The organism is Amycolatopsis sp. cmx-11-51, assembly GCF_047608665.1.
GTDB lineage: Bacteria > Actinomycetota > Actinomycetes > Mycobacteriales > Pseudonocardiaceae > Amycolatopsis.
In genome coordinates, this window is record NZ_JADNQO010000013.1 from 143,375 (window position 1) to 161,148 (window position 17,774).

The 17,774-nt window shown below is 68.9% G+C and carries 18 protein-coding genes and 1 pseudogene; 9 read left to right on the forward strand and 10 right to left on the reverse strand.

Translation table 11 applies throughout. The features are described 5' to 3' along the window. Positions 1-428: 428 nt before the first annotated feature. Positions 429-1,148: pseudogene (locus ACM6LU_RS31705) on the forward strand (cation acetate symporter); the annotation flags it as partial. 149 nt (positions 1,149-1,297) lie between these two features. Here ACM6LU_RS31705 and ACM6LU_RS31710 read toward each other — a convergent pair. Continuing rightward, positions 1,298-2,041 carry an isocitrate lyase/PEP mutase family protein gene (locus ACM6LU_RS31710; protein WP_414941485.1) on the reverse strand — a complete coding sequence of 248 codons (744 nt, stop codon included), beginning with the start codon at positions 2,039-2,041 and terminating at the stop codon, positions 1,298-1,300. Next, complete coding sequence (locus ACM6LU_RS31715) at positions 2,038-2,502, reverse strand: carboxymuconolactone decarboxylase family protein (protein ID WP_414941486.1); 465 nt, start codon at positions 2,500-2,502, stop codon at positions 2,038-2,040. Before ACM6LU_RS31715 ends, ACM6LU_RS31710 begins: the two co-directional genes overlap by 4 nt. Positions 2,503-2,547: 45 nt before the next feature. On the opposite strand from ACM6LU_RS31715, the gene ACM6LU_RS31720 reads away from it, so the two are divergent. Then, a complete protein-coding gene (locus tag ACM6LU_RS31720) occupies positions 2,548-3,927 on the forward strand; it encodes a PLP-dependent aminotransferase family protein (protein WP_414941487.1) in 1,380 nt (459 codons plus the stop codon). 126 nt (positions 3,928-4,053) lie between these two features. Here the strand turns inward: ACM6LU_RS31720 and ACM6LU_RS31725 are convergent, their stop codons facing one another. Beyond that, entirely contained in the window at positions 4,054-4,734 is a 681-nt protein-coding gene (locus tag ACM6LU_RS31725; RefSeq protein WP_414941519.1) for a peptidylprolyl isomerase, read from the reverse strand. Positions 4,735-4,880: 146 nt separating this feature from the next. Here ACM6LU_RS31725 and ACM6LU_RS31730 point away from each other — a divergent pair, with 146 nt between their 5' ends. Both ACM6LU_RS31730 and ACM6LU_RS31735 read left to right on the forward strand, forming a co-directional pair. Further along, positions 4,881-5,468, forward strand: coding sequence for a hypothetical protein (locus ACM6LU_RS31730; RefSeq protein WP_414941488.1), 588 nt, complete (start codon positions 4,881-4,883; stop codon positions 5,466-5,468). A 133-nt stretch (positions 5,469-5,601) separates the two neighbouring features. Next, on the forward strand, positions 5,602-5,958 hold the full coding sequence (locus ACM6LU_RS31735; RefSeq protein ID WP_414941489.1) for a beta/gamma crystallin domain-containing protein: 357 nt from the start codon (positions 5,602-5,604) through the stop codon (positions 5,956-5,958). A gap of 254 nt (positions 5,959-6,212) precedes the next feature. Here ACM6LU_RS31735 and meaB read toward each other — a convergent pair whose 3' ends face one another. Beyond that, positions 6,213-7,181: a methylmalonyl Co-A mutase-associated GTPase MeaB gene (meaB, locus tag ACM6LU_RS31740; RefSeq protein WP_414941490.1), complete on the reverse strand. Its 969-nt coding sequence runs from the start codon at positions 7,179-7,181 to the stop codon at positions 6,213-6,215. 4 nt (positions 7,182-7,185) lie between these two features. Beyond that, complete coding sequence (locus ACM6LU_RS31745; RefSeq protein ID WP_414941491.1) at positions 7,186-8,376, reverse strand: acetyl-CoA C-acetyltransferase; 1,191 nt, start codon at positions 8,374-8,376, stop codon at positions 7,186-7,188. 131 nt (positions 8,377-8,507) lie between these two features. On the opposite strand from ACM6LU_RS31745, the gene mce reads away from it, so the two are divergent. Beyond that, a complete protein-coding gene (gene mce / locus ACM6LU_RS31750) occupies positions 8,508-8,957 on the forward strand; it encodes a methylmalonyl-CoA epimerase (protein WP_414941492.1) in 450 nt (149 codons plus the stop codon). Here mce and ACM6LU_RS31755 read toward each other — a convergent pair. Both ACM6LU_RS31755 and ACM6LU_RS31760 read right to left on the reverse strand, forming a co-directional pair. Further along, complete coding sequence (locus ACM6LU_RS31755) at positions 8,951-9,514, reverse strand: TetR/AcrR family transcriptional regulator (protein WP_414941493.1); 564 nt, start codon at positions 9,512-9,514, stop codon at positions 8,951-8,953. The two genes, mce and ACM6LU_RS31755, sit on opposite strands and share 7 nt — an antisense overlap. Positions 9,515-9,530: 16 nt before the next feature. Beyond that, complete coding sequence (locus tag ACM6LU_RS31760) at positions 9,531-9,899, reverse strand: SPW repeat protein (protein ID WP_414941494.1); 369 nt, start codon at positions 9,897-9,899, stop codon at positions 9,531-9,533. 241 nt (positions 9,900-10,140) lie between these two features. Between ACM6LU_RS31760 and ccrA the strand changes: the two genes are divergently transcribed. From ccrA to ACM6LU_RS31780, 4 genes are all read left to right on the forward strand, one after another. Continuing rightward, a complete protein-coding gene (gene ccrA, locus ACM6LU_RS31765; protein ID WP_414941495.1) occupies positions 10,141-11,481 on the forward strand; it encodes a crotonyl-CoA carboxylase/reductase in 1,341 nt (446 codons plus the stop codon). A 104-nt stretch (positions 11,482-11,585) separates the two neighbouring features. Next, positions 11,586-12,695 carry a chromosome segregation protein gene (locus tag ACM6LU_RS31770; RefSeq protein WP_414941520.1) on the forward strand — a complete coding sequence of 370 codons (1,110 nt, stop codon included), beginning with the start codon at positions 11,586-11,588 and terminating at the stop codon, positions 12,693-12,695. A gap of 104 nt (positions 12,696-12,799) precedes the next feature. After that, positions 12,800-13,249 carry a universal stress protein gene (locus tag ACM6LU_RS31775; RefSeq protein WP_414941496.1) on the forward strand — a complete coding sequence of 150 codons (450 nt, stop codon included), beginning with the start codon at positions 12,800-12,802 and terminating at the stop codon, positions 13,247-13,249. Next, entirely contained in the window at positions 13,249-14,406 is a 1,158-nt protein-coding gene (locus ACM6LU_RS31780; protein ID WP_414941497.1) for an adenylate cyclase regulatory domain-containing protein, read from the forward strand. The genes ACM6LU_RS31775 and ACM6LU_RS31780 overlap by 1 nt, the downstream gene beginning before the upstream one ends. Before the next feature lie 291 nt (positions 14,407-14,697). Here ACM6LU_RS31780 and ACM6LU_RS31785 read toward each other — a convergent pair whose 3' ends face one another. From ACM6LU_RS31785 to ACM6LU_RS31795, 3 genes are read right to left on the reverse strand one after another with little or no spacing between them, the layout of a single operon-like run. After that, positions 14,698-15,930 carry an aldehyde dehydrogenase family protein gene (locus ACM6LU_RS31785; protein ID WP_414941498.1) on the reverse strand — a complete coding sequence of 411 codons (1,233 nt, stop codon included), beginning with the start codon at positions 15,928-15,930 and terminating at the stop codon, positions 14,698-14,700. A gap of 52 nt (positions 15,931-15,982) precedes the next feature. Then, positions 15,983-16,696: a M50 family metallopeptidase gene (locus ACM6LU_RS31790; protein ID WP_414941499.1), complete on the reverse strand. Its 714-nt coding sequence runs from the start codon at positions 16,694-16,696 to the stop codon at positions 15,983-15,985. A gap of 35 nt (positions 16,697-16,731) precedes the next feature. After that, complete coding sequence (locus ACM6LU_RS31795; protein ID WP_414941500.1) at positions 16,732-17,673, reverse strand: DNA-3-methyladenine glycosylase family protein; 942 nt, start codon at positions 17,671-17,673, stop codon at positions 16,732-16,734. Positions 17,674-17,774: the final 101 nt, after the last annotated feature.

Consider the following 17,774-nt stretch of genomic DNA (forward strand, 5'->3'; position numbering starts at 1 on the left):
AGGATCTAGCCCTCAACGTCGCGGAGGAGGCCGGGTGACCACCCGCCTGCCCTGGCGTCCCGCCGCGAGCGCGGATCCGGTGCCGGTACTCGCCGCCGCCCAGCGCGTTTCCGAAGATCTCATGGACGGCCCCGCCGGGCCTCGCGCCCGTCACGCGACACACGGTCTCCGCCGGCTGTTCGGCGTTCCCGGTCTCGGGCTGACCGACCTCTCCGGTTCGCTCATCTGGTCCGGCCGCCCGGCGGCCGACGACGTCGTGGTCTCGGCGCTCGATGAGGTCCTCCACTCCGAGAGACCGGTGTCCGAACCCGGGTTGCTGGCGTTGCCGCTGCACGTCCACGGCGAACTGGCCGGGGTTCTCCCGGTCACCGAAGGAAAAACGTCCTCGCCCGCCAGGCCGCCGAACTCGTCGTCCACGCGCTCGAACGAGGGCGCCTGGAGGCGTCCGCCGAGCAAGCCGCGGAGGCGGACCGCGCGCGCTACGGGCCGAGATCTCGGCGGCGCCGCTGCTGGCGCTGGAACTCGGCGGCCCGATCCTGCTCGGCCTGATCGCGGCGATCGCCTTCGCGACGATCCTCGCGGTGGTCGTGGGCCTGACGATCACGGCGTCGGCGTCGTTCGCCCATGACGTCTACGCCAACGTGATCAAGCGGGGCAAGGCATCGCCGGCTTCGGAGGTGAAGGTCGCCCGGATCACCGCATTGGTGATCGGGGCGGTCGCGATCGTCGGCGGGATCCTCGCGAAGAACCAGAACGTGGCGTTCCTGGTGGCGCTGGCGTTCGCGGTGGCGGCGTCGGCGAACCTGCCGACGATCCTGTACTCGCTGTTCTGGAAACGGTTCAACACCCAGGGCGCGTTGTGGAGCATCTACGGCGGGCTGAGCGTGTGCGTCGTCCTGATCGTCTTCTCACCCGCGGTCTCCGGTAAGCCCATCGATCCGAAGACGGGCAAGAGTGCCTCGATGATCCAAGGCGTCGACTTCCACTGGTTCCCGCTCGACAACCCCGGCATCGTCTCGATCCCCGTCGCGTTCTTCCTCGGCTGGCTCGGCACCGTGCTGTCCAAAGAACACAACCAGAAGAAGTACGCCGAGATGGAGGTCCGCTCCCTCACCGGCGCGGGCGCAGAGAAAGCCGTCACCCACTAAGTCGCCGGGGCGGTGCGGCCGGCATCCAACGCCCCCGGCCGCACCGTCCCGGTTCCCCTTCCCCAGGAGCTGAAGGGGACTTTCCCCACATACGATGCGGGGAAAGTCCCCTTCACCGCGTACTACGCGGGCATGGTCCCCTTCAGCCTCTAGTACGGCAGCTTCCCCGCTGCCAGGTCGGCCAGTTTCGCCCGGATATCGGCGCGGACCGACTTCCACAGCCCGGTGCCCAGAGAGATCCGCGCCACCCCCAGTGCGGCGAGCGCGGAGAGATCGTAGCCCCCGGGAAGCGGTGCGACGTTGACCGCGCCGGGAGCGACGGCCTTCACGTAGTCGGCCAGTACCTCCTGCGACTTCATCAGGATCGGGTAGACGCAGTCCGCCCCTGCCTCGAGATACGCCCGGCCCCGCGCGATTCCGTCGTCCAGGACGGCTCGCTCGTCGGACGCGCCGAGGAAGACGTCGACACGGGCGTTGATCACCAACGCGTCCCCGGCGGCCTTCCGCAGCTGAGCGATCCGTTCCGCCTGCGCTTCCAGCGGTCTCAGCCCGCCGGCCGCGTGGTCGGTGTCCTCGTAGTTGCAGCCGACCGCGCCGGTCTCGGCCAGCCTCTCGGCGAGTACCCCCGCTTCGAGGCCGTAGCCGGATTCCACGTCGACGGTGACCGGCACGGACACCGCCCGCGCGATCCGTGCGGCGGCCGCGAACATCTCGGCGGCCGGCGCGTCCTCCCCGTCGTCGTAACCGAGCGTCTTCGCGATGGCGAAGGAACTCGTTGCCACCACAGGGAATCCGGCCGCCTCCACAAGACGCGCGCTGTCGGCGTCCCACGCGTTCGGCAGGAGCAGCGGCGTACCCGCGACGTGCAGTTCCCTCAGCCGCGCCGCGGTCATTCGGCGCGCTCGGGCAGAGGCGCGTGGCTGATCACGCACATGCGGTTCCAGCTGTTGATCGCGATGGCCTCCCAAACGACGGTGCGGTACTGCTCCTCGGTGAAGACGCGGGTGGCCTCTTCGTAGACGTCGTCCGGGACCTCGTGCACGGTCGCCAGGTTCGTGATCGCCTCGGTGAGCGCGAGCGCGGCGCGCTCCTGCTCGGTGAAGAGTTCGGTCTCGCGCCAGCCCTGCAGCACGAACAGCCGCCGCGGCGACTCACCCATCTGCAGCGCGTCGTGAGAGTGCATGTCGAGGCAGAACGCGCAGTGGTTGATCTGCGACGACCGCATCTTCACCAGTTCGAGGATCTTCTGGTCGACACCGGCGTTGACGGCGGCCTTCTCGACTTCGGCTTGCAGTTTCGCCATCGCCTGGTAGATCTCGGGCACTCGTTTGCCCACGTGGATTCGTTCGGTCATGGCTCGAATCTAGCGGCAACTGGCCCACGCGTATGGTCCAGTCGCATGGAAGAATCATGGTCCAGTTCGGGAATAGACGTCCACCTGGACTGGTGCCCCGAAAGCGGCCGGACCGGGCTCGCCGCCGCGATCCGCGCCGCCATCCGGGAAGGCCGCTGGCAGGCGGGCGCGGCCGTGCCGTCCACCCGGGCGCTGGCCCAGGACCTCGGCGTCGCCAGGGGGACGGTTACCCGCGTCTACTCCGACCTCGCCGCGGAGGGGTATCTGCGGACCGCTCAGGGCGCCCCGACCCGCGTCGCGACGGCGGGCGCGCTGCCCGCGTCGCCACCGAGGCCCGTCCCCCGCGACCCGGCGCCGCGTTGGGATCTGCGCCCCGGCAGGCCGAACCTGTCCGCGTTCCCCCGGTCGGCCTGGCTCGCGGCGACCCGGCGGGCACTGCACCAGGCGCCGATGCCGGCCTTCGACTACACGGCCGAGTCCGGTGCGGCGGAACTGCGGGAGACGCTCGCCGCGTATCTGGCCAGGAGCCGCGGCGTGGTCGCCGACCCCGAGCGCATCCTGGTGTGCGCCGGGTTCTCGCACGCGATCGCGATACTGACGCGGGTCCTGCGCGCACGCGGCGCGGAAGAGATCGCGTTCGAGAACCCGTCGCTGCACATCTATCGGGACATCGCCGCGGCGAACGGGTCCAGGGTGGTCGGCGTCCCCGTCGACGACCACGGGATCGAGGTGTCCGCTTTGGACAGTCCGGCGGTGGTGGTCACCCCGGCGCACCAGTATCCGCTGGGTGTCACCCTCGCCGCCGCGCGACGGGCGGAACTCGCCCGCTGGGCGGCGGAAACCGGCGCCATCGTCATCGAGGACGACTACGACGGCGAGTTCCGGTTCGACCGCCAGCAGGTCGGCGCGTTGCAGGCGTTGGCACCCGAACGGGTCGTGTACGTGGGGACGACGAGCAAGACCCTCGCGCCGTCGCTGCGCCTGGGGTGGATGGTGCTGCCGCGGTTCCTCGTCGAACCGGTGCGTGCGGAGATGTATGCGAGCGGGGCGCGGCCTGCCCTGCTGGACCAGCTGACGATGGCCGAACTGATCGAATCGGGCGCCTACGACCAGCACATCCGCCGGTGCCGCGCCGAGTACCGCTCCCGGCGTGACCGGCTGCTGGCGGCCCTGCCGGATTCCGTGCTGCCGCAGGGCATCTCGGCGGGGCTGCATCTGGTGCTCCAGTTCCCCGGTGCAGTTCCCGGGGAGATGGAGGTGCTGGCCGCCTGCCGCCGTCGCGCGATCGGGGTCGAAGGGCTGAGCGGCTACTGGATCGGCGAGCCGCGGCGCGAAGGACTCATCATCGGATACGGCGCCGCCGCGAAACACGCGTTCGGCGGCGCCACCCAAGCCCTGCGCGAGGCCATCTTCGAGGTCACCTGACACCCCCCGCGTTTCGTCCTCTAGTTGCGGTAGTTCGTTGTGCGAACCACCGCAACTAGAGGACGAAACGCGACGGGGGCAGGGGGTCAGGGGGTCAGGGGGTCAGGGGGTCAGGGGGTCAGGGGGTCAGCAGTACCAGGGGCGGGCGCGCTGGATGTCGGTCTTCCGGACGGGGGCGCCGTCGACCGGGGCGGGGTCTTCCGGAGTCGGCTTGATGCCGCCCGCGGCGACGTCGTCGAGGGTTTCGAGGCCTTCGTGGCCGACAGTGCCGAAGATCGTGTAGTTCGGGCGCAGCGCGGAGTCGCCGTACACGACGAAGAACTGGCTGCCGTTCGTCGCCGGACCCGCGTTGGCCATCGCGAGGACGCCGCGCGAGTACACCTTCCGCTCACCTGTCGGGTCGGTCGGCGCGGGCGGCAGACCGACGGGCAGTTCGTCCTTGTACTTGTAGCCGGGACCGCCCTCGCCGGTGCCACTCGGGTCGCCGCACTGCAGCACCTTCAACGTCGGGTACGCCGTCAGCCGGTGACACGTCGTGCGGTCGTAGAACCGGTGCGTCGCCAGGTGCAGGAAGCTCTGCACCGTGCACGGCGCCTTCGCCCGATCGAGGGTCAGGTCGATCTTGCCCTGGTTCGTCTTCAGCTGCACCGGCACCTTGCCCCGGTTCGGCGTTCGACGGGGGTCCGGCGGCAGCGGAACCGGCCGCGCGGCGGGCTCGTCCGGAGTCTGCGTGTACTGGCAGGGCCCCTTCGTGACCTTCGGCGGCGCAGCTTCGGCCGACGCCGTTCCGGTACCGACCGCGAGCATCAGCCCGGCGCCCAGCACAGCCACAAAAACTTTCGCGATCCTCTGCACGGTTCCTGCCTCCCAGCCGTGGACGAAGAAGAGAGCATAGGGTGAATCCCCACCGCTTACACAGGTCCGGAAGTAGGTCCGCGGTTAGGGTCGGAGCCGTGGAGATCGCCGAACGACACCAATGGCAGCTGAACGCGCTGACCTTCCTGTACGCGTACACGCAGTACGTCCTGGTGCACGAACGCGTCATGGCGGGCCTGCCGCCGGACAAGCCGGCCGAACTCGACAAACCGCGCGTCCTCAGGCTCGCCAAGGTCGTCGACGACATGATCCTCGACTTCCGCAAGGGGGACGGGCTGACCGACCTCGAACGCCGCCGGGTGATCCGCCTCGCCAGGGAGATCAAGTCGCACGTCCGGGAGAAATGGCCGCGCGGTGACGCGTCGCTGACCGAGTGGATCGCCTCGGCCGCGGCGCACTTCTACTGCGAGGAGCACATCAACAACGGCTACGTCCGGATGGGCCGCGTCTTCGACCCCGACATGGCGGACAGGTTCCTGGAGCGCGTCGAATTCTGCCGAGGACAGACCGTCACGATCACGAATTACGCCAACAAGGTCGCCGACGGCGAAGAACTGACTTTCGGTGAGACTAACCAGCTCGAGGTCTGGAAAGAGGACGCCGTCAGCCATTTGGACAACCTCGACAGCGACTTCGGCGACATCAAAATGTATGTTGAATTCTAGTCGCTGCACGGACGAACAGACTTGCTTGTCCCAACGTACCCACAGAACAGTGGGCAAATTGACAACCGCCACCGGTGATCGAGATGCTCGACAGTGAAGCTCCTTTTTTCGGATTTCTACCGAAGGAGAATCCATGATCTCGAACAAGAAGAAGAAGGCAAGCCGCATCATGGCCGTGGCGGCCGCCGCTGCCGCCACGTTCACGATGCTCGTGCCGACCGGGACCTCGTTGGCCATCGATCACATTCCCTGCAAAGAAGGGGAGAACTACCTGAAGATCTGGTCGCACCTCGGCGGGGGAAGCAGCGTCGACTGCTACGCCAACCGCGGGAGGATCAACTTCGGGGGTTGGTGGATCGACCGGATCTCCACCGGGAACAACGACCTGGTCTACTACGACAGCAATGGTTCTGACGTGAGAATCAACCGCTGGACCGATATCAGTTTCCCGAATCGACCCCCGAAGGTCCGCGTCATCGAAATCCTCTGAACGATCCTCTTGAACGATAAGGACAATTAGGGCCAAGGGTGTGTTAGGTACCGAATCACGGTCCGTGAAGGACTCCTTGAGGGACCCAGAGTCCCTCAAGGAGTCCTTCACGGACTTGGAACAGCCGGCCGGTCGCTCCAGTGGCCCCGCGCCAGTCACCACGGTGGCGCGTGAAGGACGCCTTTACGTACTTCAGGTGGGCGAACCGCGCGACAGGACCGCATGGGTCAGGTCTCGTGAGCCGTCCTTACCACTCACGAGTCCCGAAGGTCCGCGATCAGTTCCGCGGCTGCCGCGAACGGGTCGATCTTTCGCGCCACCACGCGTTCGGCCAGGTCGGCGAGCCGATCACCGTGCCGCAGGTCGACGATCTCCGCGCGCAGCCGCTGGACGGCGATCGCCTCGACCTCATCACGAGCCCGTGCCGCCCGCCGCCGGGGCAGTTCGTCCCGCTGGACCAGCCAGTCGTGGTGTTCGCCCAGCGCGCGGACGACGTCATCGACGCCTTCGCCCCTCGATGCCACCGTTCGCACGATCGGCTGACGCCAGCTCGGACCGCGGATCTCCCGGCGCACCAGGGAGATCATCTGCTTGAGGTCGTGCACGGTCGCGTCCGCGCCCTCGCGGTCGGCCTTGTTGACCACGAACACGTCCGCGATCTCCAGCACCCCGGCCTTCGCCGCCTGGATGCCGTCGCCCATACCGGGCGCGAGCAGGACCACCGTGGTGTCGGCCAGTTTCACGACGTCCACTTCGGACTGCCCGACCCCGACGGTCTCGATCAGCACGACGTCGAACCCGGCCGCGTCGAGGACGCGGACCGCCTGCGGGGTCGCCCACGACAGCCCGCCGAGGTGCCCGCGGGTGGCCATCGAGCGGATGAACACACCAGGGTCGGTGGCGTGCTCGGTCATCCGGATCCGGTCACCGAGCAGCGCCCCGCCGGAGAACGGCGACGACGGGTCGATCGCCAGCACCCCGACCCGCAGGCCCTCCGCTCGCAAGGCCGTGAGCAGCGCGGACGTCGATGTCGACTTGCCGACACCGGGTGGCCCGGTCAGCCCGATGACGCGCGCGTTGCCGGTGTGCGGCGTCAGTTTCGCCGCGACCTCGGGCAATTGCGGATGAGCGTCCTCGACCAGCGACAGCAACCGGGCGATCGCGCGGGGAACGCCGTCCCGCGCGCGACCGACCAGTTCGTCGATATCCAGCTGTACCGGCAAGGGCTTACGGAACGCGCAGCAGCAGCGCGTCACCCTGGCCGCCGCCACCACAAAGGGCGGCCGCGCCGAGACCGCCGCCACGACGGCGAAGCTCGTGGATCAGGTGCACGGCCAGCCGCGCTCCGGAAGCGCCGATCGGGTGACCGAGCGCGATGGCGCCGCCATCGACGTTGACCTTGTCGGTGTTGAACACGTCGATGCCGAGCTTGTCACTGGAGACCAGCCCGACGGCGGCGAACGCCTCGTTGATCTCGATCAGGTCGAGCGCGTCCGCGGTCAGCTTCTCCTTGGCCAGCGCGGCCAGGATCGCGTTCGACGGCTGCTCGTGCAGGCTGGCGTCCGGGCCGGAGACCACGCCGTGCGCGCCGATCTCGGCGAGCGCGGTGAGGCCCAGTTCCTCGGCCTTGGCCTTGCTGGCCACGACGACCGCGGCCGCGCCGTCGGAGATCTGCGACGCCGAACCGGCGGTGATCGTGCCGTCGGAGGCGAACGCCGGACGCAACTTCGCGAGGCTTTCCGCGGTGGTGTCGGCGCGGACGCCTTCGTCCTTCGAGAAGACGACCGGGTCGCCCTTGCGCTGCGGGACCGACACCGGCGCGATCTCGGCGTCGAAGCGGCCTTCCGCGATGGCGGCGGCGGCACGCTGGTGCGAACGCGCGGAGAACTCGTCCTGCTGCTCGCGGGTGAGGCCGTAACGGCTGTTGTACTTCTCCGTCGACGAGCCCATCGCGACCTGGTCGAAAGCACAGAAGAGGCCGTCGTAAGCCATGTGGTCGACGAGCGTGGTGTCGCCGTACTTGAAACCGGCACGCGACTTCGGCAGCAGGTGCGGCGCCTGGGTCATCGACTCCTGGCCACCCGCGACGATCAGGTCGAACTCACCCGCGCGGATGAGCTGGTCGGCGAGCGCGATGGCGTCGAGACCGGAGAGGCAGACCTTGTTGATGGTCAGCGCCGGGACGGTCATCGGGATGCCACCGGCGACCGCGGCCTGACGGGCCGGGATCTGGCCGGCGCCCGCGGTGAGCACCTGGCCCATGATCGTGTACTGGACCGCGTCCGGCGAGACACCGGCCTGTTCGAGCGCCGCCTTGATCGCGAACCCGCCCAGTTGCGCACCCGAAAAGTCCTTCAGGGAACCGAGCAATCGCCCGATCGGTGTACGGGCGGCACCCAGGATCACGGAACCGGACACGGCGTCCTCCAAGCATCGGCGCAAGGGCAAAGGCGGTCTTCGCGACCATACCGGGGGAACCGGCCTCTTGATGGAGACAGTGTGAGGCGGCGCACGCCGGTTCGCCCGCTCGCGGACCTATCCTGCTCTGCATGAACCAGGCGCTGAAACCGTTCGTGACCGCCATCGACCACGTCGGCATCGCGGTGCCCGACCTCGACGCCGCGATCGCCTTCCACGCCGAGCATTTCGGCCTGGAGGTGGCGCACGAGGAGGTCAACGAGGAGCAGGGCGTCCGCGAGGCGATGCTGCGCGCGCCGGGCACCGCCGGGACCGAGACCGCGATCCAGCTCCTCGCGCCGCTGCGCGACGACTCGGCGATCGGGAAGTTCCTCGCGAAGAGCGGCCCCGGCTTGCAACAGCTGGCGTATCGAGTGTCCGATGTGGACGCCGCCGCCGCGGCGCTGCGCGCGCGGGGACTCCGGCTGCTCTACGACGAAGCGAAGCGCGGCACGTCCAACAGCCGGGTGAACTTCATCCATCCCAAGGACGCCGGCGGTGTGCTCGTGGAACTGGTCGAGCCCGCGAAGGACGGTCACTGACCGCGCGTCAGCGCCTCGGCGATGAAGGCGACCTCGCGATCGATCTCGGCGGGGTCCCGGTCTTCGTTGTGCCGCGCCGTCGCGTGGCGGTGGCTGACCGCCCGCGCGAGCAGCCCGGACGCCGAGTCGACGTCGGCGATCGCGAGTTTGCCGCCGGTCGCGGCGACGATCACCGCCTTCACCTGGCGGACGAGTTGCTGGAACCGTTCGGCCAGCGCGTCGCGGACCGCGCGATGCGTGTCGGCTTCGCGCCACAACAGGTGTGACAGCGCCAAGGACCGGTTGAACCGCCGGTCGAGTTCGCGGACGAGGCCGCGCAGGCTGCCCGCGAGGTCGCCGGGGACCACCACGACGGCCGGTTCGATCCGGGCGTCCGGCAGTTCGGCGACCAGGGCGGACAGCAGGTCCGGCTTGCGCCGGAAGTAGTAGTGCACCAGGCCTTTGGGCACACCGGCCTGTTCGGCGATCCGGGACGTGGGGGTGGCGTCGAACCCGGATTCGGCGAAAAGCGCCTCCGCGGCCCGCAGGATGCGCTGTTTCGCCGAATCCTCTTTCACGCGGTCTCCTCCGGGGTCAGTGCTGTCCCGCCGCCTTGTGCGTCGCCTGTGCGATCGGCATCGCCGCCGCCCCGGCCACCACGGTCAGGACGCCGCCGATCCAGGCGGTCCAGGACGCGCCCATGAAGTCGGCGTAGCCCATCACCCATGGCGAAATGAACAGCAGCGCGCCCAGGACGATCTGAACGCCTTCGCCGTAAACCATGCCAGGCATCGCAAGCGACGCGAGGCCGTCGAGAGCGATCAGCACGCCGAGGACGACGAGCGTCCACATCGCGGTGTTGTCCGTGGTCATCCAGAGGGGTGAAAGCGCGACCACGGCACCGATGACCACCTCCGCCCAGTCATGGGGACGGCTCCAAGGGCGCGTCGTGGGTTCATTCATCCGTGCTCACCTCCGAAAATCGGCTTGACCTGCAGGTCGGAGAGATCTCCACCACCGATGCTCCGCTTGATTGGCCGGCCGGTCAAGACCGGTCGATAACACTTCGGACGGGGACGTGCTCCACGTCTCGTACAGTTGTGGACTTGGTTACCCATGAGTAATTTGGGCGAACCACTCGTTGCCGGTGCGGCCGTATCAGCGCAGTGCCGCCAACGCCGTCCCCCCATCCGCGGAGGTTTCGATGACGCAGCTCGGCGAGATCCAGCAGGCCATTCTGAACGATGACCTCGACGCCGTGGCGTCGCTCGACGTGCCGGAGACCTATCGCGGGGTGACCGTGCACAAGGACGAGGCCGACATGTTCCAGGGCCTCGAAAGCCGGGACAAGGACCCGCGCAAGTCGCTGCACGTGGACGAGGTCCCGACACCGGAACTCGGCCCCGGCGAGGCGCTGGTCGCGGTCATGGCGAGCGCGATCAACTACAACACCGTCTGGACCTCGATCTTCGAACCGGTCTCGACCTTCAAGTTCTTGGAGCGCTACGGGCGACTCTCGCCGCTGTCGAAGCGCCACGACCTGCCGTACCACGTCGTCGGCTCGGACCTGTCCGGCGTCGTGCTGCGCACCGGCGTCGGCGTGCACAACTGGAAGCCGGGCGACGAGGTCGTCGCACACTGCCTCAACGTGGAACTCGAAAGCCCGGACGGGCACAACGACACGATGCTCGACACCGAGCAGCGGATCTGGGGCTTCGAAACGAACTTCGGCGGGCTCGCCGAGATCGCGCTGGTCAAGGCGAACCAGCTGATGCCGAAGCCGGACCACCTCACGTGGGAAGAGGCCGCGTCCCCCGGTCTGGTGAATTCCACGGCCTACCGGCAGCTCGTCTCCCGCAACGGCGCGGACATGAAGCAGGGCGACGTCGTGCTGATCTGGGGCGCTTCGGGCGGCCTCGGCTCCTACGCGACGCAGTACGCACTCAACGGCGGCGCGATCCCGGTGTGCGTGGTCTCCAGTCCCGAGAAGGCGGAGATCTGCCGCAAGCTCGGCGCGGAGCTGATCATCGACCGCGACGCCGAGGGCTACAAGTTCTGGAAGGACGAGAACAACCAGGACCCGAAGGAGTGGCAGCGGTTCGGCAAGAAGATCCGCGATCTGACCGGCGGCGAAGACCCGGACATCGTCTTCGAGCACCCTGGCCGTGAGACCTTCGGCGCCTCGGTTTACGCCGCGCGCAAGGGCGGGACGATCGTCACGTGCGCGTCGACGTCCGGGTTCATGCACCAGTACGACAACCGCTATCTGTGGATGAACCTGAAGCGGATCATCGGCAGTCACTTCGCCAACTACCGCGAATCGTGGGAAGCGAACCGGCTGATCTCGAAGGGTCTGATCCACCCGACGCTCTCGAAGACCTACGCGCTGGAAGACACCGGCCAGGCCGCGCTGGACGTGCACCGCAACGCCCACCAGGGCAAGGTCGGCGTGCTCGCCCTTGCGCCGGAAGAAGGTCTGGGCGTCCGGAACCACGAACTGCGTGAGAAGCACATCGACGGGATCAACGCGTTCAGGAACGTTTAGCGCGCCAGAACGCACTTTCGCCGCGCGTTGCGTGGGTGCTCACCCTTCCGTGACTCCAGCTCGACTACGGTAGAAGGATGAGCCTTGGCGAGGAACGGGAGCTAGTGCCGCTGGGAGCCGGCTTCGACGTGGCGAAGCGCGGTTACAGCCGTGCGCAGGTTGACGAACATCTGGAACGGCTGGACGCCGATCTGAAGATGCTCACCGCCGATCGCGATGCCGCCATCGGACAGGCAGGCGACCTGGCACGGCAGTTGGAGACCGCGCGCGGCGAGATCGCGGACCTGCGCGGTCAGGTCGACAGGCTGGCCCAGCCGCCGACGAGCGTCGAAGGCCTTTCCGAGCGCCTGCAGCGCATGCTGCGGCTCGCGCAGGACGAGTCCGCCGATACCAAGGCGCGCGCGGAAGCCGAAGCCGGGCACATCCGTGCCAAGGCGGAGACCGACGCGAGCGCCATGCGCGCCCGCTACGAGCAGCTGCTCAACGAACTCGACCTCCGCCGCAAGGAGATGGAGGCCGAGCACCGCGGTGTGCTGGAGACCGCGCGCGCCGAGGCCAAGGACATCACCGACAAGGCGAAGGCCGAGCGCGACAAGCTCGACGTCGAGTCGCAGCAGCGCCGCACGCAGGTCGAAGAGGACTTCGAGATCGCGATGGCGTCGCGGCGCACCGAAGCCATGCACGCGCTGGCCGAGCAGGAGGCCGCGAGCAAGGCCGAGGCCGCCCGCCGCGTCCGCGAGGCCACCGAGGACGCCGCCGCCATCCGCGCGAAGGTGCTCGAAGAGGAGACGGCGGCCAAGGCCGACATCGAGCGTCGTCAGCGGGAGTCCGTCGCCGACGCCAACAAGCGCAAGCAGGACTCGATCACCGAGGCCAACGCCCGGCTCGCCGAGGCTGCCGACGAGGCACGCCGCCGCGTCCGGCAGGCCACGGAGGAGTCCAACCGGCGGATCACACAGGCCACCGAACGGGTCGAAGCGCTCCGCAAGGTGCGCTCCAGTCTGGCCGAGCAGGTCCGCACCGCGCGGACCGCGCTCGCCGAAGCGAGGCACGTGCTCGGCGACGAACCGCACGTCCCGGCGGATCTCAAGGCGAAGCCGTCGCCCGACTCGGAAGCCACCGTGCAGATCCGGACGGCCGATGTGCCGAAGGCCACATCCGGCGCGAAGCCTTCACCTCGACCTGCGGCAGCGCAGAAACCGACTGGCGAGTAACCTTCTTCTCCGACCGGGCTCACGACACCCTGCGGGACCGTCGGCGAGCGGTTATCGTCGCTGCTCGCACGCCGGTGCGGCAGACAGATCGGTGGAGGTTGCGGATGGCTGCATATCGGACCGTGGTCGTGGGCACGGACGGCTCGGATTCCTCGTTCGCCGCGGTCGACAAGGCGGCGGGTGTCGCCGGGGACTCCGGAGCGACCCTGGTCGTCGTGTGCGCCTACTACCCCGCCAACAAGGGCGATGTGGAGAAGGCACAGGACGCCCTGCGTGAGGAGGCGCACCAGATCGTGGGCTCGGCACCGGCCGAGGACACGCTGCTGTCCGCCCGTGACCGGGCCGCCAAGGCAGGCGCGCAGAACATCGAGACCGCCGCCGTCGTCGGCGACCCCGTCGACGCGCTGCGCAAGGTCGTCGCGGATCGCTCCGCGGACCTGCTGGTGGTCGGCAACCGCGGGCTGAACACCCTCGCGGGCCGCATCCTGGGCTCCGTGCCGTCCGAGGTGGCGCGGAAGTCCGGGGTGGACGTGCTCATCGTGCACACCACGTAATGGCCGATACCGGCGAGCCCGCACCCGACGCGCTTCAGCAGCGTCTCGAACGGATCCTCCTCGGCGGCAGACGCAAGTACACCCGGCTCGAAGTCGCCGAGAAGGCAGGCGTTCCCGAAGAGCGTTCTCGGCGGCTTTGGCGTGCGCTGGGCTTCGCGACCGTCGATGACGACGAGGTCGTCTTCACCGACGCCGACATCGACGCGATCCGCACCGCCGACCAGCTGATGAACTCGGGCCTGATCGACCCGAGCATCGAGCTGGCGGTGACGCGCGCACTGGGCCAGCACCTTTCGCGGCTCGCGGAATGGCAGGTCCACATGCTGTGGACGATGATCACCGAGAACAAGGACATCGGCACCAGCGAACCGCAGATCGCGCGGCTCGTCGACCGGCTGCTGCCCGAGCTGGCGAAGGTGCAGAACTTCGTCTGGCGACGGCACCTCGCGGCCTACGCCGGGCGGGCGTTCGCGTCCCCGGACGAAGACCTCGAAGCCAGGACCGAGGTCGTCGGGTTCGTCGACATGGTCGGCTACACCCGGCTGACCAGGCAGATCGACGAGGACGAGCTGAGCGCCGTCCTCGACCGGTTCGAATCCGTCGCCACCGAGGTCGTCGCCGAGCACCACGGGCGGATCGTTAAAATGATCGGCGACGAGGTGCTGTTCGTCGCCGATTCGGCCGTCGACGGCGCCGAGATCGCCCTCGCGCTGTCCGAACGCGCCGACGCCGACGAAACCCTGCCCGCCGTGCGCGCCGGCCTGGCGTCGGGCCGGATCCTCCTCCGGTTCGGCGACGTCTACGGCTCGGTGGTGAACCTCGCCGCCCGCCTCACCTCCACCGCGCGGCCGGGCACCATCCTGGTGGACAAGGAACTCGCCACCGAACTCCTCGAGTTCCCGGAGTACGAGGTGCGGACCCGGCGGCCCGTTTCGGTGCGGGGGTACAGCCGGCTCCGGCCCTCTTCGCTGCGGCGAGCACGGGATCGGCCCTCGGGAATGTTCGCCACTTCGCAGCAGCTCGCCGCGGAGATGCTGGGGCTGACGCCTGGGGCCGCCGCTTCGGAGTCTTCTGACGTGGAGGAGATCGAGGACGCCACAGCGGACTCGTCACCTTCTCGGCCTCGGCCTCGCTCGAAGCGGCGCCGGCGGCGCTGAGCGCTTCACTCGTCGCGGGAGCAAGGGACCTTTGCTATCGCCTCGGGGGCTCCCGGGGTCTGGGGCTGTGTGGAAACAGGGACGTTGAGTGTCCCTGTTTCCACAGCTTCTGTCCTGGACGTGAAGAACTCTCCGACCCGGCGGGGTTCGAACTCAGGCGTCGGCTCCTAACCGGGACCGTGTGGATTATGGGACGTCAGATGTCCCACAATCCACACAGTGGTCGCGAGAGTCCGTCGCCGGGAGCAAGGGACCTTTGCTATCGCTGCCGCTGTCGGGAGCTTCCCGCGGTCAGGCGGGCAGCACGGCGTACTGCCGCACGTAGAGGTCGGTGTAGGTGACCGGGCCACGCGGACCCGGGACCCTGTCCAGGTTGATGCCGGTCTCGGGGACGGCCAGGAGCTTGAAGCCGTCGAGCAGCCGGGTGGGGGCGTTCCAGAAGACGCCGGTGCCGGTATAGGCGTCGAAGAACGCGTCGGCGGCTTCGCTGCTTTCGGTGGCGATGCCGGCGGCCAGGCCCGAGGTCTGCTCGTTGGCGATCTCCGCCGCCTCGGGCAGGCTCGCGACCTTCGCGACGGTGACGGTGGCTTCGTGGTCGGAGTCGAGGGCCCATTCGTAGCCGATGGCGTGCTCGTGGGGTGCGAGCGACGGCGTGACTCCGCGTTCGGCCAGCGCGCCGGAGATGCCGGGCCAGACGCGGTCGTGGGCGTCCTCGTGGATCAGCAGCAGGTTCAGCCGGTTGCAGACGCCGAGCCGGTCGAGGCTGGTGAAGACCAGGTCCCGTGCCTTGTCGGTGTCAGCCGCCTCGTCGATGTACAGCACACCACCGCCGTCGGCGTGGGCCAGCGTGCGGACGCCGTGGACGGCCGCCTCGGTGGCCAGCGCCCGGGTGCTGTCACCGCTGCCGCGCAGGATGACCAGCGGTACGAGCGCGGGGAAACGCACCAGCGCGGAAGCCGCTTCGCGCTCGGCGCGGGGCACCAGCTGGATGACGTCCGGGTCGATACCCGCCTCGGCGAGCGCGGGGGCGATCACGGTCTCGCGCAGGCGCTGGGCCGAGCCGAGCGCGGCGGAACCCGTGCGGAGCACGCCACCGTTGCGTGACTTCACCAGCTGCGAGGCGACGTCGACCGTGACGTTCGGGCGCGCCTCGTAGTTCGCGCCGATCACGCCGACCGGGCGGCGGCGTTCCACCAGCCGCAGTCCTCCGTCCAAAGTGGACACATCGACGGACCGCTCCTGGTGCGGCGCGCCGGCCAGGAGGCGGAGCTGCTCGGCCATGCCGGTCAACCGCTCGGGCGTGATGGTGAGCCGGTCAAGGAGCCCGGCGCTCATTCCGTCCTCGCGTGCCTTCGCGATATCGGCCTGGTTCGCCTCCAGCACCGCGTCGGCGTGCTCGACCAGCTTGCCCGCCATGGCGTTCAGCGCGGCGTCGATCGCCTCCGCGGAGGCGGCGGCCAGTGACGGCGCGGCCCGTTTCGCCGATCGAGCGCATTCCTCGACGGCCTTGGCGACCTCGTCCATCTGGTGACTCCTTCCGCGCGGAACGAGCCATCAGTCTGCCGCACCGCCCCGGTCAGGCGACGGTCGGCTCCAGCAGCCACAACCCGCCCGCGAACAGACAGCTCACCGTCAGCACGGCCATCACCAGCACCCACAGCACCGCGGGCATCCCGGTGAGCCTGCCGAGCTGATCGGCGTCGGAATCCCGCGCCGACCCCCGGCGCCGTTTGATCTGCAGCTCGACCACCGGCCGGACGCCGCCGAACAGCAGGAACCAGGTCAGCAGATAGACGAAGATCGCCTGGAACCACGACGGCGCAACCAGTGCGACCAACCCGAGCACCACCGAACTGGTGACCACCGCGAAAACGCCGTAGGTGTTGCGCACCATCACCAGTACGCCCAGCAGCATCAGGGCCATCACGATCAGGACGACGGTGATCAGATCCGACGAGAGGAACCCGGCGAACACCAGCCCGAGCACCGCGGCCGCCGGGTACCCGGCCAGCGCGGTGAACGCCATCCCCGGTCCCTCCGGCTTCCCGCGGGAGACGGTGACGCCGGAGGTGTCCGAGTGCAGCTTGATGCCCTGCAGCCGTCGGCCGACCAGCACGGCCGCCAGCGCGTGGCCTGCCTCATGTACGAGCGTGATCACGTTGCGGGCGATCCGCCATGGCCTGCCGGACAGCACCACGAGCAGGGCGAGACCACCGGTGACCAGGGTGATCGTGCCGGGCGGGGTGGACTGGGCGATGTCGGAAACCGTTTCGGCGGGAGACGAGCTCACCGCACCAGCTCACCACAAGCCGGGTACGTCCCGTGTCAGGCGGTCATCGAACCCCCGATCTCGCGCGTGCGAAACTCCCGGTCGTTGCGCAAGGCGAAGGCCACCCAGCTGCGGAACGGCCGCCACACCGCGGACAGTTCCTCCAGTTCCTCGGGCGGCGCCAGCGGCAGGTCGTACGCGGCCCGCATGGCCTCCTGCAACCGAGGCTCGTCTCCGGGGAAGACGTCCGGGTGCCCAGCGCCCCGGATCAGGATCAGCTGTGCCGAGAACGGGCCGATCCCCGGCAACCGCTGCAGGCAGCGCAACGCGTCCGGGACCGGCATCGCGCGCAGGTACGCGGCGTCGAGCAGACCGTCCTTGGCGGCGTTGGCCACCGCACGCAGCCGCTCGGCCTTCATTTCCGGCAGCCCGCGCCCGGCCTCCGGCCCGGCCAGGACGTCCGGCGCCGGGAACGACATGAGGATCTTGCCGCCGACGTTCACCGGCCTACCCAACTCCTCGGCGAGCCGTCGTTTCACCGTGGCGGCCTGCGACATCCGCGTCCGGTGACTCAGGATCGCCCAGCAGGCCGCTTCGTACGGCGAATGGAACAGCACGGGCCGCAGCCCGGGAAACGTCTGCTGAAGGCGGCGCACCACGGGATCAGCGGTGCCGACCTTGGCGAAGCCGACACCGTCGACGTCCACCGAAAGGATCCTCCGCACCTGGGCGCCGACCTCGACGGCGAGCCCTTCGTCGGCGAAGACCTCCACCTCGATCGAGCCGGGCGATCTCTGTCTGACGGCCGCACCGACGTGCTCCCAGCCCGCTTCGGCGGGAAAGGCGAGGCGCAGGGTGCCGGGTTCGGCATCGGCGTCCGTGCGGCACGCGGGCGGGAAATCGGTCAGGAACCGGATGGACTTGTCGAGGTCGAACGGGCCGCGCACCGGGATGCGAAGCGTGGTCGTGGCGGTGTGCTGCAGGATCGAGCCGGTCATTTTCGGGCTCCTTCGGCTGGGGAACGGTGACTCCCTCCGACGCTAGAGACGGCCACCGACAGTTTCGGGTCGCGGTGGCGGGAATGTCGCGAACGGGCCGG

Excerpts from the sequence above, each read along its gene's own strand:
- ACM6LU_RS31735 (WP_414941489.1), top strand. The coding sequence starts at position 5,602 with ATGATCTCGAACAAGAAGAAGAAGGCAAGCCGCATCATGGCCGTGGCG.
- ACM6LU_RS31715 (WP_414941486.1), bottom strand. The coding sequence starts at position 2,502 with ATGACCGAACGAATCCACGTGGGCAAACGAGTGCCCGAGATCTACCAG.
- ccrA (WP_414941495.1), top strand. The coding sequence starts at position 10,141 with ATGACGCAGCTCGGCGAGATCCAGCAGGCCATTCTGAACGATGACCTC.
- ACM6LU_RS31780 (WP_414941497.1), top strand. The coding sequence starts at position 13,249 with ATGGCCGATACCGGCGAGCCCGCACCCGACGCGCTTCAGCAGCGTCTC.
- mce (WP_414941492.1), top strand. The coding sequence starts at position 8,508 with ATGAACCAGGCGCTGAAACCGTTCGTGACCGCCATCGACCACGTCGGC.
- ACM6LU_RS31725 (WP_414941519.1), bottom strand. The coding sequence starts at position 4,734 with ATGCTCGCGGTCGGTACCGGAACGGCGTCGGCCGAAGCTGCGCCGCCG.
- ACM6LU_RS31760 (WP_414941494.1), bottom strand. The coding sequence starts at position 9,899 with ATGAATGAACCCACGACGCGCCCTTGGAGCCGTCCCCATGACTGGGCG.
- ACM6LU_RS31710 (WP_414941485.1), bottom strand. The coding sequence starts at position 2,041 with ATGACCGCGGCGCGGCTGAGGGAACTGCACGTCGCGGGTACGCCGCTG.
- ACM6LU_RS31720 (WP_414941487.1), top strand. The coding sequence starts at position 2,548 with ATGGAAGAATCATGGTCCAGTTCGGGAATAGACGTCCACCTGGACTGG.
- ACM6LU_RS31775 (WP_414941496.1), top strand. The coding sequence starts at position 12,800 with ATGGCTGCATATCGGACCGTGGTCGTGGGCACGGACGGCTCGGATTCC.
- ACM6LU_RS31795 (WP_414941500.1), bottom strand. The coding sequence starts at position 17,673 with ATGACCGGCTCGATCCTGCAGCACACCGCCACGACCACGCTTCGCATC.
- ACM6LU_RS31785 (WP_414941498.1), bottom strand. The coding sequence starts at position 15,930 with ATGGACGAGGTCGCCAAGGCCGTCGAGGAATGCGCTCGATCGGCGAAA.